Annotated in this window: 19 protein-coding genes and 1 pseudogene; 13 read left to right on the plus strand and 7 right to left on the minus strand. The window is 75.8% G+C overall.

Annotation, left to right across the window (positions count from 1 at the left end):
• Positions 1-87 precede the first annotated feature (87 nt).
• Together ACR80Q_RS10905 and ACR80Q_RS10910 are read left to right on the plus strand one after the other, a co-directional pair.
• The gene (locus tag ACR80Q_RS10905; protein WP_435377638.1) at positions 88-1,260 is read left to right on the plus strand and encodes a hypothetical protein; all 1,173 of its coding nucleotides are present in this window, start codon (positions 88-90) and stop codon (positions 1,258-1,260) included.
• Between the two features lie 102 nt (positions 1,261-1,362).
• Positions 1,363-2,517: a hypothetical protein gene (locus ACR80Q_RS10910; protein ID WP_435377639.1), complete on the plus strand. Its 1,155-nt coding sequence runs from the start codon at positions 1,363-1,365 to the stop codon at positions 2,515-2,517.
• Between the two features lie 31 nt (positions 2,518-2,548).
• Here the strand turns inward: ACR80Q_RS10910 and ACR80Q_RS10915 are convergent, their stop codons facing one another.
• Both ACR80Q_RS10915 and ACR80Q_RS10920 read right to left on the minus strand, forming a co-directional pair.
• Positions 2,549-3,043, minus strand: a complete 495-nt coding sequence (locus tag ACR80Q_RS10915; RefSeq protein ID WP_435377640.1) for a DUF456 domain-containing protein — start codon at positions 3,041-3,043, stop codon at positions 2,549-2,551.
• A gap of 76 nt (positions 3,044-3,119) precedes the next feature.
• Entirely contained in the window at positions 3,120-3,329 is a 210-nt protein-coding gene (locus ACR80Q_RS10920) for a DUF7455 domain-containing protein (protein ID WP_435377641.1), read from the minus strand.
• A 235-nt stretch (positions 3,330-3,564) separates the two neighbouring features.
• Between ACR80Q_RS10920 and ACR80Q_RS10925 the strand changes: the two genes are divergently transcribed.
• On the plus strand, positions 3,565-5,688 hold the full coding sequence (locus ACR80Q_RS10925) for a DNA gyrase/topoisomerase IV subunit B (RefSeq protein ID WP_435377642.1): 2,124 nt from the start codon (positions 3,565-3,567) through the stop codon (positions 5,686-5,688).
• Positions 5,689-5,716: 28 nt separating this feature from the next.
• Here the strand turns inward: ACR80Q_RS10925 and ACR80Q_RS10930 are convergent, their stop codons facing one another.
• A complete protein-coding gene (locus tag ACR80Q_RS10930; RefSeq protein ID WP_435377643.1) occupies positions 5,717-6,640 on the minus strand; it encodes an SMP-30/gluconolactonase/LRE family protein in 924 nt (307 codons plus the stop codon).
• A gap of 116 nt (positions 6,641-6,756) precedes the next feature.
• Here ACR80Q_RS10930 and ACR80Q_RS10935 point away from each other — a divergent pair, with 116 nt between their 5' ends.
• Complete coding sequence (locus ACR80Q_RS10935) at positions 6,757-7,767, plus strand: GNAT family N-acetyltransferase (RefSeq protein ID WP_435377644.1); 1,011 nt, start codon at positions 6,757-6,759, stop codon at positions 7,765-7,767.
• A 44-nt stretch (positions 7,768-7,811) separates the two neighbouring features.
• Here ACR80Q_RS10935 and ACR80Q_RS10940 read toward each other — a convergent pair whose 3' ends face one another.
• Positions 7,812-8,876, minus strand: a complete 1,065-nt coding sequence (locus tag ACR80Q_RS10940) for a sucrase ferredoxin (RefSeq protein WP_435377645.1) — start codon at positions 8,874-8,876, stop codon at positions 7,812-7,814.
• Positions 8,873-11,371, minus strand: a complete 2,499-nt coding sequence (locus ACR80Q_RS10945; protein ID WP_435377646.1) for a DNA gyrase/topoisomerase IV subunit A — start codon at positions 11,369-11,371, stop codon at positions 8,873-8,875. The genes ACR80Q_RS10940 and ACR80Q_RS10945 overlap by 4 nt, the downstream gene beginning before the upstream one ends.
• Before the next feature lie 84 nt (positions 11,372-11,455).
• Between ACR80Q_RS10945 and ACR80Q_RS10950 the strand changes: the two genes are divergently transcribed.
• The 4 genes from ACR80Q_RS10950 to ACR80Q_RS10965 all read left to right on the plus strand — a co-directional run bounded on the left by ACR80Q_RS10950 (position 11,456) and on the right by ACR80Q_RS10965 (position 16,807).
• A complete protein-coding gene (locus ACR80Q_RS10950) occupies positions 11,456-14,125 on the plus strand; it encodes a bifunctional acetate--CoA ligase family protein/GNAT family N-acetyltransferase (protein WP_435377647.1) in 2,670 nt (889 codons plus the stop codon).
• 80 nt (positions 14,126-14,205) lie between these two features.
• On the plus strand, positions 14,206-14,871 hold the full coding sequence (locus ACR80Q_RS10955; RefSeq protein WP_435377648.1) for a DUF5998 family protein: 666 nt from the start codon (positions 14,206-14,208) through the stop codon (positions 14,869-14,871).
• Positions 14,868-16,073, plus strand: coding sequence for an alkaline phosphatase family protein (locus ACR80Q_RS10960; RefSeq protein WP_435377649.1), 1,206 nt, complete (start codon positions 14,868-14,870; stop codon positions 16,071-16,073). Before ACR80Q_RS10955 ends, ACR80Q_RS10960 begins: the two co-directional genes overlap by 4 nt.
• A 20-nt stretch (positions 16,074-16,093) precedes the next feature.
• A complete protein-coding gene (locus ACR80Q_RS10965) occupies positions 16,094-16,807 on the plus strand; it encodes a thymidine kinase (protein WP_435377650.1) in 714 nt (237 codons plus the stop codon).
• A 27-nt stretch (positions 16,808-16,834) separates the two neighbouring features.
• Here ACR80Q_RS10965 and sepH read toward each other — a convergent pair whose 3' ends face one another.
• A complete protein-coding gene (gene sepH / locus ACR80Q_RS10970) occupies positions 16,835-18,151 on the minus strand; it encodes a septation protein SepH (RefSeq protein ID WP_435377651.1) in 1,317 nt (438 codons plus the stop codon).
• Between the two features lie 154 nt (positions 18,152-18,305).
• On the opposite strand from sepH, the gene ACR80Q_RS10975 reads away from it, so the two are divergent.
• From ACR80Q_RS10975 to ACR80Q_RS10985, 3 genes are all read left to right on the plus strand, one after another.
• Positions 18,306-19,448: a ferrochelatase gene (locus ACR80Q_RS10975; RefSeq protein ID WP_435377652.1), complete on the plus strand. Its 1,143-nt coding sequence runs from the start codon at positions 18,306-18,308 to the stop codon at positions 19,446-19,448.
• Positions 19,426-20,256, plus strand: a complete 831-nt coding sequence (locus ACR80Q_RS10980) for an inositol monophosphatase family protein (RefSeq protein ID WP_435377653.1) — start codon at positions 19,426-19,428, stop codon at positions 20,254-20,256. Before ACR80Q_RS10975 ends, ACR80Q_RS10980 begins: the two co-directional genes overlap by 23 nt.
• A 189-nt stretch (positions 20,257-20,445) precedes the next feature.
• Positions 20,446-20,739 (plus strand): DUF4193 domain-containing protein, encoded by a 294-nt coding sequence (locus ACR80Q_RS10985; RefSeq protein WP_435377795.1) that lies wholly within the window; start codon positions 20,446-20,448, stop codon positions 20,737-20,739.
• 101 nt (positions 20,740-20,840) lie between these two features.
• On the opposite strand, the gene ACR80Q_RS10990 is transcribed toward ACR80Q_RS10985, so the two are convergent.
• Entirely contained in the window at positions 20,841-21,317 is a 477-nt protein-coding gene (locus ACR80Q_RS10990; protein ID WP_435377654.1) for a DUF3093 domain-containing protein, read from the minus strand.
• Positions 21,318-21,394: 77 nt separating this feature from the next.
• Between ACR80Q_RS10990 and dut the strand changes: the two are divergent.
• Positions 21,395-21,853: pseudogene (dut, locus tag ACR80Q_RS10995) on the plus strand (dUTP diphosphatase); the annotation flags it as partial.
• Positions 21,854-21,945: 92 nt separating this feature from the next.
• The gene (locus ACR80Q_RS11000; RefSeq protein WP_435377655.1) at positions 21,946-22,743 is read left to right on the plus strand and encodes a DUF3710 domain-containing protein; all 798 of its coding nucleotides are present in this window, start codon (positions 21,946-21,948) and stop codon (positions 22,741-22,743) included.
• Positions 22,744-22,757: the final 14 nt, after the last annotated feature.

Consider the following 22,757-nt stretch of genomic DNA (forward strand, 5'->3'; position numbering starts at 1 on the left):
CCTGCTGCACGCCGGCCCACCGGCTCGACCCGCCCCGGGCCCGGCGACGACGTAGGGTCGTATCGGCGACGGGGCGAGAGGGGCGACGTGCGACGCAGCGGCATCGTGGCGGGCGCGACAGCGGTGGCGCTGCTGGTCGCGGTGGTGGCCGTGCGGGGCGGCACGGCCGCCGACGAGGCCGACCTCGCGGTGAACCAGCCCGAGCCGTCGCCGGCACCGTCGAGCGCCGGGGCGGGACCGGTGCTGCTCGCGGCCAACGGGGTGCCGGGGCTGCGGCTGGGCACCGCGCCGCCGTCCGCGACGGAGTCCCTCACGCAGGAGACCGGAGCCGGTTGCCTCATGGTGTGGGCACCGCTGGACGGACCGTCCGGGGTCGGCGGGACCCCGCCCCAGGTCACCTGGGAGACCACCGCCTGGGTGGTCGACGGCGAGGTCGTGTCGGTCGTCCTCGCCTCCTGGTCCGACGGGACCGACGTCACGGCCGACCTCGAGACCTGGCTGGGACCCACCTTCGGGTCGCCGATCGAGGCGGCCCAGGAGCTGCCGGGCGCGCGCAGCGTCACCGAGCGGCCGTTCGGGACGCTCGGGCCCGCGGTCGAGGTGGTGACCGTCCCGGCCCGCGGGGTCGAGGTCGTCGTGTCCGACCTGCCCCCGTTCGGGACGTCGGACCGGGCCGGGACGCCCGCCGGGCGCATCACCACGATGGAGGTGCGCAAGCCGGCGGCCCGGGACTGCGCGCTCGCCGACGTCGCCGACCCCACGGGGACAGGTTCCCGGGGCTGGACCGTCGACCTCGACGGCATCGGGCCGCTGCGGCTGGGGCTCGCCGCCTCCGAGCTGCAGGACGCCGAGGGGGTGACGGCGGACGGGCTCCCGTACGACACCGGCGCCGTCCTGTCGTGCCAGTCCTTCAGCCTGGCCGGGGGCGAGGGCCTGACGGGCGTCGCCCGGGCGGTCGCGGTCGACGGGGTCGTCACCGAGGTGCAGGTCTACGACACCGACCTCGCCACGTCGTTCGGGCTGCCCGCCGGCGCGGACGCCGACGACGTCCGCGCCCGCTTCCCCGAGGTGTCGGGCCGGACCGGCAGCATGATGGGGTCCGGGGTCGTCCAGGTGGTCGTGGACGGGGTGACGGTCGAGCTGCAGCTGCAGAGCCGCACCGAGTGGGTCCCCGACCTGGAACGACCCGCCGAGGGTGGTGTGCCCACGGTGTCGGGCGTGGTGGTCCGCTCGGTCGGGGCGCCCCTGTACCCCTGTTGAGGCCGGGTGCCCGGGCCGACGCAGCAGGACGTCCGGGAGACCGCCGTCCCGTGCCGCCTCGCTCCGGGCTGCCCCGTCCGGTCGGGCGTGCGACGCTGAGGCGTGGCCCGACCCCGCCCCGCCCGGCTGCTCGTCGTGGCCGGCTGCGTGACCGCCCTGGCGGTGGTGGCCGTGCTGGTCCGGCCGGGGACCGCGGCGGACGAGGGTGCCGTCGCGCGGGCCCAGGCCTCGCTCGCCCCGCCGTCGGCCCCGGCGGCGCCGGCGGTGCCCGACCTCGGTCCCGGCGACGACCTGGTGGTCCGCGCCGAGGGGGTCGACGGGCTGCGGCTGGGCATGGGGGCCGACGAGGTCGCGGCCGCCGGGTTCTCGCTGCCCCCCCGTTCCTACGACGGCTGCCGGCGGGTGCTGCCCGGTCTCGCCGACACCGGGCCCGGACCGGGGGTGGCGGGCTGGCTGGTGGACGGGGAGGTCGTGGCGGTGACCGTCGACGCGCGGGCCGGGTCGGGTCCGTCGTTCCTGGGAGCGGGCCTGGGGGACCGGCTCGACGACCTGCCGGACGGCGAGGGCCTCGTCCGCGCCTCCCGGTCCCACCCGGTGCCGTGGCAGTCGGCACCCGTGCGGGTGGACGTCGCCTCGTTCGTGCCGTCGCCCGGCCGTCGGGCCTCGTTCGTCGACCTGACCGGGGACGGGACCATCGACCACGTGCAGCTGCGCACCGACGAGGGCGCCCGGTGCGGCCGGGCGTACGACGAGGGCACCGAGGCGGACCGGGCCGCCGTGCCCGTGCTCCGGCCCGACGGCTGGGGGGAGGTGTCGGTAGGCATGCCGCTGGCGGAGGCGGGCGAGCGGGTCGACCTGCAGCCGACGGCCGCCGCGCTCGGCGACCGGGGGCGGTGCCGGCTGGTGCTGGGTGACGGCGTACCGGGCCTGGCCTACCTGCTGGCCGGGCTCACCACCAGCAGCGGGGCGCGCGAGGGCACGTACGTCGTCCGCGCGGTGGCGGTCGACGCGGGGGCCACGGTCACCGGTCTGCGGGTGGGGGACCCGGCGGAGCAGGTGCAGGAGCACTACCCCGGTGTCACCTCGGCGTTCCTGCTGGACCGCTGGGACCAGGGTCTGGTGGCGGAGTGGCAGCTGCCGGAGGGCCCGCTGCGGTTGGCCCCGACCCGTGAGCGGGTCCTGGTCCCCGACGTGGACGCCGTGCTGACCGGGCCCCGCAACGTCGTGGGGACCGTGCAGCTGGGTCCCGGCTGCTGAGCCCGGGTCGGCCGACGGCCGGCGCGGTGCCTCAGCGGCTCGCGAGGGTCCAGGCGATCACGTAGGTCGCCACGCACAGCATCCCGCCGGTCAGCTCGATGAGCTGGGAGATGCCCACCGCGATGACGGCCTGCCAGGTGGAGGCCACCGACCGACCCAGGTGCTTGGCCCGCAGCGACTGGACGAGGTAGATGGTGCCCACGAAGAACAGCGGCAGCCCGAGCACCGGGATGACGAAGAACCCCACCACGCCCGCGAGGCCCGCCACCACGATCACCCAGGTCGGGACCCCGGCGTCGACCAGGCGCTTGCCGGGGACGAGGTACTGCAGCAGGAACGCCGTGCCCCACAGGAGCAGGCAGACCGCCAGCGCCACCCAGCCGTAGGGGCTCTGCTCCAGCAGCGCCCACACCAGCACGGCGGCGTTGATCAGCCCCAGGCCCGGCAGGACGGGGATGATGATGCCCGCCAGCCCGACCAGCATCACCAGCAGCAGCAGCGTGCCGGTCAGGACGTCGGTGCTCATACGGCGACCCTAGGGGCCAGGACGACGAAGGCACCCCGGCCGCGGCCGGGGTGCCTTCGTCAGGACGTGTACCGGGTCAGCTGTTGGTCGCGTCCTCGGTGAGCCGAACCGTCTCGTCGACGACGTCAGCGCCCTGCGCCTCGAGGGTGGGGGCGAACGCACGACCGTGGTGGCCGCAGAACAGCAGCTCACCCCCGCCGGGCAGGACCGCCTTGACGTAGGCCTGGGCGCCGCAGCGGTCGCAGCGGTCGGCGGCGTTCAGAGCCGGAGCCGTCAGAGTCGTCATGATGCGGATACCGCCTTTCCGGGCAGTTCGGATGCACCCGTGAGGGTGCGGGGGGAGGGGGTCGGTGCTGTGGGGTTCTCACTCATGTCGTCCGGTACAACCATGCCCGTTGCCGAGTCGTTCCCGTCGGACATTCGTTCCGCTCGCCGCGAAACCGGTGTGTCCCACCCCACTGGCCCCCTGCCCCCGGCGAGCGCTGCCGAGGTGGGCGTCCGGGCGTGGGTACCGTGACGACGTGCCCGACACCACGACCCGACGACGCGCCGTAGCCGCCGGCGACTCCTCCTACACCGCGAGGCACCTGTCGGTGCTGGAAGGCCTGGAGGCCGTGCGCAAGCGGCCCGGCATGTACATCGGCTCCACGGACACCCGCGGGCTCATGCACTGCCTGTGGGAGCTCATCGACAACTCCGTGGACGAGGCCCTGGCCGGTCACGCGACCGTGGTCGACGTCACGCTGCACCCGGACGGCTCGGCCGAGGTCCACGACGACGGTCGCGGCGTCCCGGTCGACACCGAGCCGCGCACCGGGTTGAGCGGCGTCGAGGTCGTCTTCACCAAGCTGCACGCCGGCGGCAAGTTCGGCGGGGCCTCCTACGCGGCCTCCGGCGGGCTGCACGGGGTCGGCGCCAGCGTGGTCAACGCCCTGTCGGCCCGCCTGGACGTCGAGGTGGACCGCGGCGGCCGCACCCATGCCATGAGCTTCCGCCGGGGTGAGCCGGGGGAGTTCACCGACGGTGACGCCCCGGCCCCGGGGTCGCCGTTCACCGCGTTCACCGACGACTCGCGGCTGCGGGTGGCGGGGAAGGTGCGCAAGGGCGTCAGCGGCACCCGGGTCCGGTTCTGGCCCGACGCGCAGGTGTTCGTCGCCGGCGCGACGTTCGAGCGGGACCACCTGGTCGCGCGGCTGCGGCAGACCGCGCACATCGTCCCCGGTCTCACCCTGACGATCACCGACCGCCGCGGCGGGGACGCCGTGCACGAGGAGTTCCGCTACGACGGCGGGATCGCCGAGTTCGTGGACTACCTCGCCCCCGGGGAGGCCGTCGCCGGCACCTGGCGGCTGCAGGGCAGCGGCACCTTCACCGAGACCGTGCCCGTGCTGGACGCGACCGGGCACCTGGAGTCCCGTGAGGTCGAGCGGACCTGCGAGGTCGACGTCGCCGTGCAGTGGGGGACCGGGTACGAGACCGTCGTCCGCTCCTTCGTCAACGTGGTGGCCACCCCGCACGGCGGCAGCCACCTGCTGGGTTTCGAGCAGGCCATGCTCAAGACGCTGCGCGCGCAGGTGCACGCCAACGCCCGCAAGCTCAAGATCGCGGCCAAGGACGGCTCGGACCGGGTCGAGAAGGACGACGTCCTGGCCGGGCTGACGGCCGTGGTCGCCGTCCGGCTGCCCGAACCGCAGTTCGAGGGCCAGACCAAGGAGGTGCTGGGCACCCCCGCGGTCCGCCAGATCGTCGCCCGGGTCGTGGAGACCGAGCTGACGGGTCTGCTGACCTCGACCCGGCGCGAGGACAAGGCCCCGGCCGCCGCCCTGCTGGAGAAGGTCGTCGGCGAGATGCGGGCCCGGGTCGCGGCCCGGCTCCAGCGCGACACGCAGCGGCGCAAGAACGCCCTGGAGTCCAGCTCGCTGCCGGCCAAGCTGAAGGACTGCCGCAGCAGCGACGTCGGGCGCAGCGAGCTGTTCATCGTCGAGGGCGACAGCGCCCTCGGCACGGCGATGAGCGCCCGCAACTCCGAGTTCCAGGCCCTGCTGCCCATCCGCGGCAAGATCCTCAACGTCCAGAAGGCCTCGGTGACGGACATGCTCCGCAACGCCGAGTGCGCGTCGATCATCCAGGTGATCGGCGGCGGGTCGGGGCGGACGTTCGACCTGGACGCCGTCCGCTACGGCCGCATCGTGATCATGACCGACGCCGACGTGGACGGGGCCCACATCCGGACGCTGCTGCTCACGCTGTTCTTCCGGTACATGCGCCCGCTGGTCGACGCGGGCCGGGTCTACGCGGCGGTGCCCCCGCTGCACCGCATCGACATCGGGTCCGGGTCGTCGAAGGAGGTCGTCTACACGTACTCCGACGCCGAGCTGGCCAAGGCCCTCAAGGACGCCCAGCGTCGTAACCGCGCCGTCAAGCAGCCGATCCAGCGCTACAAGGGCCTGGGCGAGATGGACGCCGACCAGCTGGCCGAGACCACCATGGACGTCGGTCGCCGCACGCTGCGACGGGTCCGGGTCAGCGACGCGGCCGCCGCGGAGCGCGTGTTCGAGCTGCTCATGGGCTCCGACGTGGCCCCGCGCAAGGACTTCATCGTCGAGCGCTCGGACCACCTGGACCGGGACCGCATCGACGCCTGAGCCCGGTCGCGGTCCGGGGCCCGCCCGCTCAGACCGGGGGGCCGGCGGGCACGAGCACCGGGTGCGACACCGGGTCCCAGCCGGGCACCGGGGCCCCGGCGACCCCGACGTGGGCGGTGAAGAGGCGCCCGGAGTCCGGGTGGGCCTGCGCCTGCTCGGGCGTCAGCTGGGAGCTGCCGGTGGTGATCACCAGGACGTCCAGGTCCGGCCCGGCGAAGGCGACGCTCGAGGTGTGCGGGGCGTCCACGGCCACCGTGGCCAGCACCGACCCGTCCGCGGCGGAGTAGCAGCGGACCTCGCCCGCACCCCACACGGCCACCCACAGGTCTCCGTTCGCGTCCAGGCACATGCCGTCGGGGCTGCCGTCGGTGACCTGCAGGTGCACCGACCGGGGCCCGGCGGTACCGGTGGCCGGGTCGTAGTCGCGGACGTAGATCGTGCCCGCGTCGGTGTCGGTGCTGTAGAGCCGCCGACCGTCCGCGGTCCAGGCCAGGCCGTTCGACAGCGTCAGGTCCTCGTCCAGCGCCCGCAGGTCGGTGGCGTCGTGCACCACGACCAGCCGTTCCTGACCCGTGCGGTCGTCCAGCGCCATGCTGCCGACGACGAAGCGACCCGCCGGGTCGCAGGCCCCGTCGTTGAGGCGGCTGCGCACCCCGTCGGGCAGCACGTGCACCCCGGGGCGGACCCGGCCGTCGGTCTCCACCACGTGCAGGGCGCGGGTGCCGGCCACCAGCAGCCGCCCCTGCTCGTCGGGCACCACGGCACCCACGGTCCGGTCGACGTCGACGACGCCCGTGGCGTGCACGGTCCCGCGGGTGAGCGAACCCTGGTGCACCTGGCCCGCGTCGACGTCCACCCACAGCAGCCGGTGCCGGGGGGCGTCCCAGAACGGGCCCTCGGCGAGCTGGTGGACGTCCTGGGACGCCGGTTCGGCGACGTGGTGCTCGGTCACGGTGGGCCTCCTGCGTGGGCGTTCGGTCGACGGGGGCCGCGACGAGGCTCGAGCCACCCCGTGCGGGTCGGGCAAACCCGTGGCACCGCCGGTGGGCATCCTGCCAGGATCCGGGCGTGGCCCACGTCTCCGCCCCGGTCGCCGGGCTGCGCTTCCGTCCGCCCACGGCCGCCGACGCCGGCGGGCTCCACGCCCTGATGCTGGCCTGCTACGAGGCGGACGACGCCCAGGAGCGCGAGACCCTCGAGGACGTCCAGGAGCTGTTCGCGACCCCGTGGTGGGACCCGGCCACCGACGGCCTGGTGGCCCTCGACGACGAGGACCGGGTCCGGGGCTACGCGCAGACCGTGCACCGGCCCGGTCAGCTGCGGACCCGGCAGGTGCTGCTGCTCGGCGGGGTGCACCCCGACGTGCGCCGCCGCGGGGTGGGTCGGTCGCTGCTGGCCTGGCAGGTCCTGCGGGGGCGGCAGGTGCTCGCCGACGTCGACGCCGGCCTGGACGTCCCGCGGCTGCTGCGCACCTACGTCGAGGACCACGTCGAGGACCGGCCCCGGCTGCTGCGCTCGGCCGGGTTCGAGCCGCGGCGGTTCTCGGCCACCATGGACCGCCCGGTGGCCCCGCCGCTGCCGGACGGCCCGCTGCCGGACGACGTCCGCCTGGTCGGCCTCGGCACCGCCGGCGACGAGCTGCACGAGCGGACCCGGCGGGCGCACAACGACGCGTTCGCCGGTCACTGGGGCAGCGAGCCGATCGAGCCCGACGACTGGCGCCGGGCGGCGGTCGAGGGTCCCGGCGCCCGGCCGGACCTGTCGTTCGCGGTCCTCGACGGCGAGGACCGGGTGGTGGGCTACCTGATCAGCGGGACGTACCCCCAGGACTGGGGGCCGCAGGGGTTCTCCGAGGGCTGGACCAACCTGCTGGGGGTGACCCCCGCGCGGCGGGGCCAGGGCCTGGCCCGGGCGCTGCTGGTGCGGGCCATGGGCGCCTACGCCGCCGCCGGGCTGCAGCGCGCCGGGCTGTCGGTCGACGTGGACAACCCCCGGGCCCTGGAGCTGTACACCGGCCTGGGTTACGCCGAGCGGGGCCGGGAGACCAGCTGGGTGCTGGACGTGCCGGCCCACCCCTGAGGGCCTCCGTCCGGTGGGGGCCCCGTTCCTGGGGGCCCGGTCGCTCAGACGCCCACGTAGATCCCGGGGACGTTGTCGGAGTCCACCTCGGTCGAGAACACCACGACCGGGCCGGGCGGGGCCCCGCAGGTCACGGGCCGGAGCAGGTCGGTCTCGACCCGCTCCACCAGCACCCGGAACGTCCGGCCGCCGCTGTGCCGGACGAACACGCGACGGAGCGGCTCGGCGGGGTCGAGCGCCTCGCTGCCGTCCACCCGCACGTCGTCGGGACCGGCGTTGATGCCCAGCATCGCCAGGTGCCGGCGCACGGCGGTCTCGGCGGCCTGCTCCGCCGCGGGGTAGGTGGACCGGCCGCGGTAGCCGTCGAGCACGGGACGACCGTCCAGCAGGGCCTCGACGCCCTCCACGAGGCCGGCCGGGTCGGGGCCGAGGCCGCCCAGCACCATCCCGGAGGGCAGCAGCGCCGCGGTCGGGGCGAACCGGCCGCCGTCCAGGTGGGAGGACTCCCAGACGTCCGCCCGGGACGTGGTCCTCCGGCGCAGCAGGGTGGTGCGGGTGGTGGACAACCGGGAGCGGAGCCCGGTGGCGGCCGGTGGGCCGTAGCGGGCGCAGCAGGGGTCGCAGGCCCCGTCGACGCAGACCAGGACGGCCGGGCGGTCGGTCGGCCGACCCAGACCTGGGTCGCGGGCGGTGCCGAGCCGGGTGACGGCCTCGCCCCGGGGGTCGGCGAGGGCCTGCAGGGCGGCCGGGGTCTGCTCGGTCGGCACCTCCCGCAGCCAGGACCGACCGGGGACCGTCCCGGCCAGCAGCAGCCCGGTGGTGCTGCGGACGCCGCCGGCGGGCCGCACCAGGACGACCCGGACCCCGGGCGAGGCGGCCAGGCCGGCCCGCAGCTGCTCCGGCACCCGGCTGCGGTCGTCGCGGGGCCACGCACCGGGGACCACGACGCCGACCCAGGCCACGGCGTGCGGGGCGGTGGCCTCCACGGGCTCGTCGGCCTCGCGGGAGGCGGTCCCGCAGGCCACGTCCTCGGCGCCGGTCGGCCCCGCCCGCGGCCCAGGGCTCGGTCCCGCGGTCCCGTCCTCGAGACCGTCCGCGGGCCCGGTCACCGGGGCACCCCACCCAGCACGACGACCGTGCCCGCCGGCCGGGCGCCCGAGCCGTCGCGCCGGGTGTCGGTCGGGGGCATCCCGACCGGGACCCCGGTGGCTCCGGCGGCCAGCGCGGGACCGACCCCCACCCAGGCCGCGACCAGCACGTCCTCGCCCTTGAGGAAGCGGTGGGCCCGCACCCCACCGGTGCCTCGGCCCTTGGCCGGGTAGAGCTCGAAGGGGGTGACCTTGACGGAGGAGGCGGGGCTGCCCGGAAGCTGCCCGGCGCCGCCCGCCGCGGTCGCGAGCACCACCGGCGCCTGCGCCCCGTCGTCCCCGGTGGGCGCCACCGTCCCGGCGAACAGCACCCTGGCGCCGGCGGCCAGGCGGATCCCGGCCATCCCGCCTGCGGGGCGGCCCTGCGGCCGGACGGCCGTGGCCGGGAAGTGCAGCAGGCTGGCGTCGTCGGTGACGATGACGATCTCGTCGTCGTCGGCGACGTCGAACGCCGCGACCACCTCGTCACCGTCGACCAGCCGCACCACCTCCCACTCCTCCCGCCCGGGCGGGGCGTCCGGGACGACCCGCTTGACGACCCCGCGCGCGGTGACCAGGCCGGGCCCGGCCCCCGGCCGGGAACCGGCCGCCAGGTCCACCAGGCCCACGACCCGCTCCCCGGCGGCCAGACCGGCGGCCTCGCTGACCGACACCCCGCCCGACAGCGACACCGGGGACGCGGTCGAGGGCAGTGCGGGCAGGTCGACCACCGGGAGCCGCACCAGACGGCCCGTGCTGGTCACCACCCCGACGTGCGCCCGCGCCGACGTCGTCACCGCGGCGAGCATGACGTCGTGGCGGCTGCGGTCGCGGGCGGTCAGCGGCAGGGTCAGCGGGCTCAGGTCGGCCGTACGGGCCAGCAGTCCGGTGGCCCCCCACAGCACCCGGCAGGGCTCGTCGGCGATCTCCAGCGTGACGTCGGCCGCCCGGCCGCGCTGGACGGGCAGGTCGCCCTCCAGCAGGACGGTGCGCCGGGGGGTGCCGTGCTCGGCCACCACGGCGTCGAGCTCGTCGGCGACCAGGTCGCGCAGCCGCTCCTCGCTGCCCAGCAGCTCCCGCAGGCCCTCGATCCGCTCCCGCAGCTCGTCGCGGCGGGCCTCCAGCTCGATGGTCGAGAACCGGGTCAGCCGGCGCAGCCGCATCTCGAGGATGTGCTCGGCCTGCACCTGGGACAGCTCGAACACCGTCATCAGCCGGTCCCGGGCGGTGCCGGAGTCGTCGCTGGTCCGGATCACCTGGATGACCTCGTCGATGTCCAGCACGGCCACGAGCAGGCCCTCGACCAGGTGCAGGTCGCGCTCGGCGACCTGCAGCCGGTGCGCCGTCCGGCGGCGAACCACGCCGATGCGGAAGTCGACGTAGACCCGGAGCAGCTCGCGCAGGCCCAGGGTGCGGGGCTGGCCGTCGACCAGGGCGACGTTGTTGACGCTGAACGCCTCCTCCAGGGGGGTCAGGCGGTACAGCTGGTGCAGCACGGCGTCGGGGTCGAACCCGGACTTCAGCTCGACCACGACCCGCATGCCGCGGGTCCGGTCGGACAGGTCGGTGAGGGCGGAGATGCCGTCCAGCTTCTTGGCCTGGACGGCGTCCTTGATCTTCTCGATCAGCCGCTCCGGGCCCACGCCGTAGGGCAGCTCGGTGACGACCAGGCCCTTGCGGCGCGCGGTGACGGCCTCGACCTCGACCCGCCCCCGCACCCGGAACGACCCGCGGCCGGTCTCGTAGGCCTCACGGACGCCGTCCAGGCCGACGACGATGCCGCCGGTGGGGAAGTCCGGCCCCGGCACGAAGCGCCCCAGGTCGGCCGTGGTGGCCTGCGGGTGGCGGACCAGGTGCCGGGCGGCGGCCACGACCTCGGCCAGGTTGTGCGGCGGCATGTTGGTCGCCATCCCCACCGCGATGCCGCTGGCGCCGTTGACCAGCAGGTTGGGGAAGGCGGCCGGCAGCACCTCGGGCTGCTGCAGCGACCCGTCGTAGTTGTCGACCGTGTCGACGACGTCCTCGTCCAGGCCGGCCGTGAGCAGGGCGGCGGCGGGGGCGGGGCGCGCCTCGGTGTAGCGGGCGGCGGCGGGACCGGCATCCAGGGAGCCGAAGTTGCCGTGCCCGTCGACCAGCGGCAGCCGCATGGTGAACGGCTGCGCCATCCGGACCAGGGCGTCGTAGATCGCCCCGTCGCCGTGCGGGTGGAGCTTGCCCATCACCTCGCCGACCACCCGGGCGCTCTTGACGTGCCCCCGGTCCGGCCGCAGCCCCATGTCGGCCATCTGGTAGACGATGCGCCGCTGCACGGGCTTGAGCCCGTCGCGGGCGTCGGGCAGCGCCCGGGAGTAGATGACCGAGTAGGCGTACTCCAGGAACGCGCCCTGCATCTCCTCCTCGACGTCGATGTCGACGACGTGGCCGCCGTCGACGGAACCGTCGGGCGCGTCGTCCGGGCGTCGTCGTGTGGGGCTCACCCCCCGATTGTGACGGAGCCCACCGCCTCGACCCGCGACCGGTGCGGCGGCGCGTCGCGCGGGCGGCCCGGTAGCGTCGGGGTCGTGAGCGAAGCCGTGGTCGCGGCCTACCCGTCGCACTGGGAGGCGGACGTCGTCCTGAGGGACGGCGGGGTGGCGCACGTCCGTCCGGTCCGCCCCGACGACGCACCCCGGATCGAGCGCTTCCACGCGGCGCAGAGCCCCGAGAGCATCTACTTCCGCTTCTTCGCGCCGATGCCCCGCATCAGCGCGGCCGACATGCGCCGTTTCGTCCACGTCGACCACGTCCGTCGGGTGGCCCTGGTGGCCACGGTCCGTGACGAGATCGTCGGCATCGGCCGGTACGAGGGCACCTGGCGCGCGGGGGCGGCCGCGGCCCGGGACCGCACGGCGGAGGTGGCCTTCAACATCGCCGACGCCCACCGCGGACGGGGGATCGGGTCGGTGCTGCTGGAGCACCTGGCGGCGGCCGCCCTGGAGAACGGGGTGTCGCGCTTCACCGCCGACGTCCTGCCCACCAACCAGCGCATGCTGGGCGTGTTCCGCGAGGCCGGCTACGAGGTCGCCCACCACCTGGACGACGGCATCATCGAGGTCGGCTTCGACATCGACCCGACCGAGCGGTCGATCGCGGTGATGGCGGCCCGGGAGCACCGGGCGGAGTCGCTCAGCATGCAGGCGCTGCTCAACGCCCGCTCCGTGGTCGTCGTGGGGGCCAGCCGGGACGCGTCGTCCTTCGGGGCCCGGATGCTGCACGCGGTCACCCAGGGGCGCTTCGCGGGCCCGGTCCACGTGGTCAACCGCGAGGCCCTCGAGGTGGGCGGGGCCCCGTCCTACGCCTCCGTCGACGAGGTGCCCGGACCGGTCGACCTCGCCCTGGTCGCGGTGCCGGCCGCGTCGGTGCCGGAGGTGCTGGGCCAGTGCATCGACCTGGGCGTCAAGGGCGCCGTGATCGTGTCCAGCGGGTTCGCCGAGGTCGGTCCCGAGGGCGTGGCCCTGCAGCACGAGGTGGTGCGGATCGCGCGCGCCAACGGCATCCGGGTCATCGGCCCCAACAGCTTCGGGATCATCAACACCGACCCGATGGTCAGCCTCAACGCCTCCGTCGCCCCGGCGATGCCGTCCGCGGGCCACCTGGCCCTGTTCAGCCAGTCCGGCGGCCTGGGCGTCGCCGTGCTGTCCAGCGCGGAGCGACGGGGCCTGGGCCTGTCGTCGTTCCTGTCCGCGGGCAACCGTGCCGACGTGTCCGGCAACGACGCCATGCAGTACTGGCTGGACGACCCGCGGACGTCCGTGGTGGGGCTGTACCTGGAGAGCGTCGGCAACCCGCGCAAGTTCTCGCGCATCGCCCGCCGGCTGGCCCGGGTCAAGCCGACCATCGTCGTCAAGTCCGGGGTCAGCGCCTTCGGGGTGCCGCCGGGCCACGAGGTGCGCGAGTCCGCGGCACCCCCCGAGGCGTTCGACGCCATGCTCCGCCAGGCCGGGGTGATCCGGACCGAGAACCTGCACCAGCTGTTCGACGTGGCGCAGATCGTGCTGCACCAGCCGCTGCCGGCGGGTGACCGCGTCGCGGTGGTGGGCAACTCGCCCGCGCTCAGCGCCCTGGCGGCCGACGCCTGCGCCTCCTGGGGCCTGACGGTGGTGGGGGAGCCCCTGTCGGTGCGCTCGGAGGCGGACGCGGCGGAGTTCGACGCGGCGCTGAAGCAGGTCTACGACCGCGACGACGTCGACGCCGTGGTCGCCAGCTTCATCCCCCCGCTGCAGGCCGACACCGACCAGGTCCAGCTGGCGCTGCAGGAGCGGGCCGACGGGTCGGGCCGCACCACGGTGGCGTGCTTCATCGGCCCCCGCCTGGTGGGCTCGGCGACCGGTGACCTCGCCCCGGTCCCGGCCTACCCGCTGCCCGAGGACGCCGTGCGGGCCCTGGCCTCGGTGGTCCGCTACGCCCAGTGGCGGCGACGGGAGACCGGTCCGCCGGTCGACCCGGCCGGGGTCGACACCCGGGCCGCCCGCGCCCTGGTGGACTCCGTCCTGGCCGGGGCCCCCGCCGGTCGGGACCTCACCCGCGCGGAGGTGACGAGCCTGCTGGGCGCCTACGGCGTGGACCTGTGGGACAGCCGTGAGGTGCGCGACCCCGCCGCGGCGGCGGCCGCCGCCGCCGAGCTCGGCTACCCGGCCGTGCTCAAGGCCGCCGGGCTCCGGCACCGCCTCGACACCGGGGGGATCCGGATGAACATCGACGACGAGGACGAGCTCCGCGCCGACGTCCAGGGGATGCAGGCCGAGCTGGGGGCCGACGACGCCGGCATGCTGCTGGTGCAGCGGCAGGCGCCGCGCGGGGTGTCGACGGTGCTGACCACCACCGAGGACCCGTTGTTCGGCCCGATCGTGTCCTTCGGGCTGGCCGGGGACGCCATCGACCTGCTGGGCGACGTGGCCCACCGGATCCCGCCGCTGACCACGACCGACGTCCACGACCTGGTCCGGGGGGTCAAGGCCGCGCCGCGCCTGTTCGGGCACGGCGGCCGGGTCGCGGTGGACGTGGGCGCGCTCGAGGACGTCGTGGCGCGGGTCTCGCGACTCGCCGAGGACCTGCCCCAGGTCGCCCGGCTGCGCCTGCAACCGGTCCACGTGCACCCCGGCGGCGTCGCGGTGCTGGACGCCACCGCCCGGGTGGCGCCGCCACCGACCCGCGCGGACGGCGTCCGGCGGGCCCTGCTGGCGCTGCCCTGATGGGCACGCCGTGAGGCCCACCCGGGCGAGCCTGTGGGCACCCGTCCACGGCCGGGCCTCCCCGGTGGCAGGATCGTCCCGTGCGTGAGACCCGGCCCGGCGCCCGCAGCGCCGACGACGTCCAGCTCCCCCCGCAGCTGCTCCGCGCCATCGAGCGCGCCGGGTACTACCCGGCGGTGGTGGCCGACGTGGTCCGCACGGCCGTGGCGGGCGAGGAGTGCGTCGACCACTTCGTGCACCCGGAGACCACGTTCGACGAGGGCGACCAGGTCCGACGGCACGTCACGGTGCTGGTCCTCACCCCCAACCGCCTGATCGTCGCCCACGCCGACGACCACAGCGAGGCCGACGGCCACGCCGCGACGGCGGCCACCCACCCGGACCCGGTGCGCGCGGTCGACGCCGGGCGCACCTACGCGGCGGCCAGCACCGAGGCCGTACCGCTGGACCGGGTGACGGCCGTGGTCGTCACCCACGTCATCGACCGGCCCGAGCGCTACCGACCCGGCGGGATGCCGCGCGAGGTCACCCTGGGCGTGGCGTGGGGCATCGCCAGCCGGGTGGACCTGGAGCCCGCCGGCTGCGCCGACCCGGAGTGCGAGGCCGACCACGGCTACACCGGCAGCGTGACCGGCGACGACCTGTCCCTGCGGGTCAGCGCCGAGGCCGAGGGGCACACCGCGGTGGAGGAGGCGCTCCGCTTCGCCCGCACGCTGTCCGCCGCGACGTCCCGGCCGCGGGCGTGACCTCGCCCGACCCCGGTCAGCGCGTCCAGGTCGGCGGGGCCGGGGGACCCGCGCTGCCGGACTACTCGGCCGGGTCGCTGGCCCAGCTGCTGCCGTCGGTGGCCGGGGCGATCGGGGTGCCCGGCTACACCGACTCCCTCGGTCTGGGCGAGCAGAACCGGGTCTGCACGGTGCTGGTCGACGGCCTGGGGGCCCGGCTGCTCGCCGAGCGGGGGGGCCATGCCCCGTTCCTGCGCCGCGCCGGGGGCTCGCAGCCGGACGGCGTCCCCGCCGAGCTCCGCACGGCCGTGCCGTCGACGACCGCCACCGCGCTGACGACGCTGGGCACCGGGCGGGCCCCCGGCGCGCACGGCGTGATCGGCTACCGCGCGTTCGAGCCGGGCACGCTGCGGGTGGTCAACCACCTGACGTGGCCGGCCGACCTCGACCCCGAGGCGTGGCAGCCGTGCGCCACGGTCTTCGAGCAGGTGGCGGCGGCCGGGGTGCCGACGACGATGGTGGGTCCGGCGGCCTTCGAGGGCTCCGGGCTCACCCGGGCGGCCCTGCGGGGACCGGCCTACGTCCGCGCGGAGTCGCTGGAGGCCCGGGTCGAGGCCGCGGCCGCCGCGCTGGCGGCCTCCCCGCGCGCCCTGGTGAACGTGTACTGGGGGGACGTGGACAAGACCGGCCACGCCAAGGGCTGGCTGTCGCACGAGTGGGCGATGGAGCTCGAACGGGTCGACGAGGCGATGCAGGCGCTGCGCCGTCGGGCCCCTCGCGACGCCCTCGTCCTGCTGACCGCCGACCACGGCATGGTCGACTGCCCCCCGGCCGCGGTGTTCGACGTGGCCGACCACCCGCAGCTGCGCACCGACGTGCTGGCCACGGCCGGCGAGCCCCGTCTGGTGCAGCTGCGGGTGCGCAACGGCAGCGCCGAGGACGTGGCGTCGCGCTGGCGGGCCGTCCTGGGCGACCGGGCCTGGGTGCTCACCAGCGACGAGGCCGTGGCCGCCGGGTGGTTCGGGGCGACGAGCGCGGACGCCGCGACGGGCGCCGACGGCGGCGCCATGCGTCGCGTGGGCGAGGTGCTGGTCGCCGCCCGCGGGGACCTGGCCGTCGTCGACAGCGAACGGGACGACCGGGCGGCGCTGTCCATGGTGGGCCAGCACGGGTCGCTCACCGACGACGAGACCGCCGTCCCCCTGCTCCGGCTGCACGGCTGACCCCGGTAGCGTCGCCGTCCATGGCCGAGCTGGTGTTCTTCTGCGGCACCATGGACTCCGGCAAGTCGACGTTGGCGCTGCAGGTCGACCACACCCGCGCGGCCCGCGGGCTCGTCGGCCTGCTGTTCACCCGTCGTGACCGGGCCGGTCGGGGCCTGCTGTCCAGCCGCCTCGGCCTTGAGCGTCCGGCCCGTGAGGTGGACGACGGCGACGACCTGTGGCAGGCCGTGGTCGAGGAGCGCCTCGCGGGCCGGCGCACCGACTACCTGGTCTGCGACGAGGCGCAGTTCTACACCCCGGCCCAGGTGGACCAGCTGGCGCGCGTGGTCGACGAGCTCGACGTCGACGTGTTCACCTTCGGCATCACCAGCGACTTCCGGGCCAAGCTGTTCCCCGGCTCCCAGCGCCTGGTCGAGCTGGCGGACCGGGTCGAGGCCCTGCAGGTGGCCGCGCTGTGCTGGTGCGGCTCGCGGGGGACCCACAACGCCCGGACCGTGGACGGGCGGATGGTCGTGGACGGCGCGCAGGTGGTGGTGGGAGACGTCACCAGCGCTCCCGGCGTGGAGGAGACCGAGGTCGCCTACGAGGTCCTCTGCCGCCGGCACTTCATGCGACGGATGACCGCGTCCGCGGCCCGGGCGGCGAGCCTGTCGCCCGACGTGCTGCCCTGGGCCCCGGACCAGTGCCCGATCGACCCCCAGGCCCAGCTCGCGGTCACGCTCGAGGCGACCTGAGCCGGTCCGCCCCACCGAGCAGGACGCTCAGCCGTCCTCGCGCTTGGCGCCGAACACGATCTCGTCCCAGCTGGGGACGGCGGAGCGTCGCGCCCGCCGCGAACGGCGCTCGCCCGCGGCCACGGGCGTCGCCCGCACCACCGGGGTGCTGCTCGGGACCGCGTCGCGGTCCAGGTCGAGCTCGGTGAGCAGGTCGGGCTCGATGCTGACCTCGCGGCCGTTCTCGTCGTCGCGGCCACGGCGGCCGGCGCCGGGGCCCGCTCCGGCGGCCCCCGTGCCCACCTGCACCACCGGAGCGGCAGCGCTCCCGGCCTGCTCCTGGTCGGGGCCGCCGGGCTGCGCGCCCGGCTGCTCGGGGGCGTCGTCGTGGTCCGGCTCGCCGTCGTGGCCGTCCGACGTCTGGGTGGCGTCGTGGCCGCGCCCGGTCCCGGGGGCGCCCGTCCCGGGCTGCGGCCCGCTGGTGTCGGACCCGGTGGTGTCGGACCCGGTGGTGTCGGACCCGGTGGTGTCGGACCCGGTGGTGTCGGACCCGGTGGTGTCGGACCCGGTGGTGTCGGACCCGGTGGTGTCGGACCCGGTGGTGTCGGACCCGGTCGCCTGCTCGGCGGCGGAGGCCTCGGCGTGAGGGGCCCCGGAGCCAGCGGGGGTGTCCACGGCGGGGACGGGGCGTCGGCCCCGCTGACGGGCCAGGGCGTCCAGCAGGTCGACCGTGCCGCCGCGCGGGGCCGTGGCCGCGGGTCGCTCGACGTCGAAGACCGTGTCGCGCACCGCGCTCAGCCGGCGACGTCGTTCGACCCCGGTGAGCCGCTCGGCCTCGCCGTCCACCGGCTCCAGGGAGCGGGTGCTGGTGTCGAAGGCCCAGGTGGCCTGGCTGCGGGTGGTGCCGGCCCCGGCGACCACGACGACCTCCCAGCGGGTGCCGTCGCTACGACGGGAGTCCCAGGTGATGTCGTCCACGTCGTGGCCCTCGCCCGTCAGCACGTCCAGGACGACGCGTTCCAGGGTCAGGGTCGGGTCGCCGCCGCGGTCCACGGCCGTGGCCTGGGCCAGCTCGGCCACGTGGGCCCGCTCGGCCAGCACCGGCCCCTCGAAGCGACGCACGTAGTCCACGTCCAGGCCCGTCTGCAGGGCCACCTGCTCCGCGTCGGCGCCCGCCCGGATCCGGGACTGCACCTCGCGCGGGCCCGGCCGGTCGGAGGTGGGTGCGACGTGCGTGCCGTTGCGGGAGCGGCGCACCGCCGACCGCACCTGCTCGTCCACCGACAGCGAGAACCGGCGACCGTCGCCCGTCATCAGCACGAGGTCTCCCTCGGCGGTGACCTCCACCAGTCGCAGGGTGTCCATCCGTGGTCCTCCGTCCCGACGCCGGCGACCTGCAGTCGCAGGGGCATCCGTCCCAGCACTGTGCCATCGCCGGGCACCTCGGTCGCGCAGGCCGGGCCGTGTGTCTGCGACGCCCGGCGTGCCGACCCCCGCGGTCGCAGGGGAGGATGGGCGTGTGACCGATGCCGACCTCAGGCCCTACGACGCCCTGCTCCTGCTGTCCTTCGGTGGTCCCGAGGGCCCCGACGACGTGATGCCGTTCCTGGAGAACGTGACCCGCGGGCGCGGCATCCCCCGCGAGCGGCTCACCGACGTCGCCGAGCACTACCTGCACTTCGGCGGGAAGAGCCCCATCAACGACCAGAACCGGGCCCTGCTGGACGCCCTGCGGGCCGACCTGGACTCCCGCGGGCTCGACCTGCCGCTGTACTGGGGCAACCGCAACTGGGCGCCCTACCTGACCGACACCCTGCGCGAGGCGCACGAGGCCGGCGCCCGCCGGGTGCTCGCCGTCATCACCTCGGCGTACTCCTCGTACTCCGGCTGCCGCCAGTACCGCGAGGACGTCGCCGCGTCGGTCATCGCGCTCGCGCAGGAGGGCCGTCAGGTCGCGGTGGACAAGGTCCGCCACTACTTCAACACCCCGGGGTTCGTGGGGGCCAACACCGACGGCGTCGTGGCCGCCTTCCGTCGGCTGGCACCGGAGCTGCGCGACGAGGCCCGGCTGGTGTTCGTCACGCACTCCGTCCCCGACGTGATGGAGGCTGCGTCCGGCCCGCAGGGCGGCGCCTACAGCGCCCAGCACCGCGAGACCTGCGCGGCCGTGGCCGCGGCGGCGGGCCAGGAGCTGGGCACCACGCCGCAGTGGGACCTCGTCTACTGCTCCCGCTCCGGACCGCCCACCCAGCCGTGGCTCGAGCCCGACGTCAACGACCACCTGCGGGCGCTCAAGGCCGCCGGGGTGCCCGCGGTCGTGGTGTCCCCGGTCGGGTTCGTCTCCGACCACATGGAGGTGAAGTTCGACATCGACACCGAGGCCGAGGAGACCGCGGCCGAGATCGACCTGCCCTTCCAGCGGGCGGCGACCGTCGGGGTCGCCCCGCAGTTCGTCGGCCAGCTGGTCGACCTCATGGTGGAACGGGCCGAGGTGGCGCGCGGCGGGACCCCCGCCCAGCCCGCCGTGGGGCCCTGGGGTCCCAGCCACTCCGTCTGCCCGGTCGGCTGCTGCGTCAACCAGCGCACGCCCGACAAGCCGGCGGCGTGCGGCGACGACTGGCAGCAGCCGGAGGTGGCCGGTGACCGCGTCGCCGGCGGCTGAGCAGCACCCGTCGTCGGAGGACCTGCGGGCCCTGGCCCGCGACCTGGCCCGCGCGGCCGGGGCCGTGCTGCGCGAGCACCGCCGGGGCGTCGTCACCGTCGCCCGCACCAAGTCCAGCGGGACCGACGTGGTCACCGCGGCCGACCTGGCCTCGGAACGCGAGCTGCGCCGCCTGCTGGCCCTGGCGCGCCCCGACGACGGCGTCCTGGGCGAGGAGGAGGGGGGCGAGGCGGGTCGGAGCGGTCTCACCTGGGTGGTCGACCCGCTCGACGGCACCGTCAACTTCCTCTACGACACCGGCACCTGGTCGGTCAGCGTGGCCGTCGTGTCCGGCCCGCCCGACCCGGAGCACTGGCAGGTGCTCGCCGGGGCCGTCTACGACGTCGAGCGGGACCAGATGTACTCGGCCTCGGCCGGCGGCGGGGCCGACCTCGACGGCACGGCGCTGCAGGCCTCCGCCTGCGCCAGCCTCGACGCCTGCCTGCTGAGCACCGGGTTCGCCTACGACGCGGCGGTCCGGGCCGAGCAGGCCCGCGCGGTCGCCCGGCTGCTGCCGCAGGTCCGGGACGTGCGGAGGATCGGCTCGGCCGCGGTCGACCTGTGCATGGTGGGCGCGGGTCGCCTCGACGCCCACGTCGAGCGCGGGCTCAACCCCTGGGACCACGCGGCGGGCGCCCTGGTCGCCGCCGAGGCCGGCGCCGTGGTGACCGCACGTGACGACCGACGCCCGGGTGCCGACCTGCTGGTCGCCGCGGCGCCGGGCGTCGCGGCCGCGCTGCGCGCCGCCGTGACGGCGTCCGGCTACTGAGGGACGACGCCGCGGGACGGCTGCGGGACGTCCAGCGGGTGACCCCGACGTGGTGCTCGACGGCAAGGTAGGGCACAATCCGCGCCGCACCACCGTTCCGGGCATCAAACGCGGCCCGCGAGCGTTGGCGTGACAGCCCCAACGGGACCGATGGGGCAGACGACTTCCAGACGTGGAGTGACGACGCCAGTGGCGACCGACTACGACGCACCGCGCAAGACCGAAGAGGACTCCGAGGACTCGATCGAGGAGCTCAAGGCTCGTCGCGGCGATGCCAAGACCGGACAGGTCGACGAGGACGAGACCGATGCGGCGGAGGGCTTCGAGCTCCCCGGTGCCGACCTGTCCAACGAGGACCTGTCCGTGCAGGTCCTCCCGGCGCAGCAGGACGAGTTCACCTGCGGCTCCTGCTTCCTGGTCCACCACCGGAGCCAGCTCGCGGGCGAGAAGGACGGCTTGCCCATCTGCTCCGAGTGCGCCTGAGCGCACACCCCGGACGGTGACGTGCGGTCGCGCCTGCGGGTGCGACCGCACGCCGCACGTGCCGGGACGGCCTGCCGGCACCGACCGCGACGTCCCGGCGCTCAGCCGTCGTGGGGGACCGGCTCCGACGCGAGGGCTGCGGCCAGCGCGGCGGGGTCCCGGCTGCTGACCAGCCAGTACGGCACCGGGTCGCGCACGTCGGTCACCGGCAGGCGGACCCCGGTCGCGACCCACCCCCGGATGCAGCGGTGCGAGCGGGCGTCCAGGTCCGGGCCCAGGGCCGAGCGCATCTGCTCGGCGTCCAGCGCCACGGCGGCGCCGAGCGCCACCGCCGGGATCCTCGCCTGGCCGGCCTGCAGCCACAGGCCGGCGCCCTCCCCGGGCTCCACGACCTTCAGCACCGGGCTCCAGTACCGCAGCAGCAGGAACATGCCGACCAGGGCCAGCAGACCCACCACCACCGCGGTCGGGATGCTGGTGGCCGGGACGAACACGACTCCCAGCGTGGCGGCCACGAGGACACCACCGGCCCAGACCCAGGCCGCGGGCCACAGTCGTTCGACATAGACGGTGCGCACGGGAACAGCCTGCCACGGCCGTGGCTAGAGTCGTCGGGTGCACCTGCAGCAGGACGAACCCGTGGCCGGACCGCCGCATGGCTGACGGCGAGGACGTGCACGTCCTGCTGCGCCGCGCCGACGGGGTGCCCCGGCCGGCCCACGCCCGCCCCGGTGACGCCGGGCTGGACCTCACGACGACCGAGGAGGTCACCCTGCCGCCCGGGGAGCGACGCACCGTCGGGACCGGGGTGGCGGTCGCCCTGCCCGCCGGCACCGCGGCGTTCGTGCTGCCGCGGTCCGGGCTGGCCGCCCGTCACGGTGTCACGGTGCTCAACGCCCCCGGCACGGTGGACGCCGGCTACCGCGGCGAGATCCGGGTGACCCTGCTCAATACCGACACCTCGACGCCGGTGACGCTGCTGGCCGGGGACCGCGTGGCGCAGCTCGTCGTGCTGGCGCTGCCCACGGTGCACCTGGTGGAGGTGGACCGGCTGCCCGGCTCGGACCGCGGCGAGCACGGCTTCGGCTCCACCGGGACCGGGGCCGTGGTGGCCACGCGTGCGACCGGCCCGACCGGTACCGACCGACGTACGGACACGAGCGCCCCGACCCACCCCGCGTCGGGCGCAGACAACGGAGGACACCAGTGAGCCCCTTCTGGAGCGGCAGGACCCGCCCCGACCCCAGCGAGCCGGACCCGGCGACCGCCGAGCAGGTCGTCTCGCCCGAGACCGGGCCGATGGACTCCCGGGACCCCGCGGCCCCCACCGAGGGCGTGCTGGACCTGGGTGCGCTGCGGCTCCCGGCCCGCAAGGACCTCAAGATCCGGCTCGACGTGGACAAGACCTCGGGCAACGTCGCCGCGGTGACCGTGCAGGCGGACGCCTCCTCGGTGCAGCTCACGGCGTTCGCCGCCCCCCGCAGCGCCGGGGTCTGGGACGAGGTGCGGCCGGAGATCGCGGCCGCCGTCGCGTCCGGCGGTGGCTCGACGGAGGAACGCGAGGGCAGCTTCGGCACCGAGCTGGTGGCGCGGGTCCCCACGACCCTGCCCGACGGCCGCAAGGTGCTCCAGGTGCAGCGCTTCTGCGGGGTCGACGGGCCCCGCTGGTTCGTCCGGGCGGTGTTCAGCGGACCCGAGGTGCTCCAGTCGGTGGGGGCCACCCTGCCCGAGGAGCTGGCCTCCCGCGCCCGCGGCGGCGACCTGGAGGACCTGGTCCGGACCACGGTCGTGGTGCGTGGCACCGACCCGATGGCCCCCCGCGAGCCGCTGCGGCTGCGGGTGCCGGAGTCGGCGCGTCGCGTCGGCCCGACGGAGGGGACCCGGTCCGCCGCCGCGCAGCCGGGGCTCGCCGGGCCCGAGGCCGGGCAGCCGGTCCCGGACCGGCCGGCGACGGCGCCGGCCGTGGACGGTGACGCGGGCGGGGCCGCCGACGGCGACCGATGACGCTCCGGCCTCAC

Origin of the sequence: Aquipuribacter aurantiacus, assembly GCF_051216895.1 — a bacterium.
GTDB lineage: Bacteria > Actinomycetota > Actinomycetes > Actinomycetales > JBBAYJ01 > Aquipuribacter.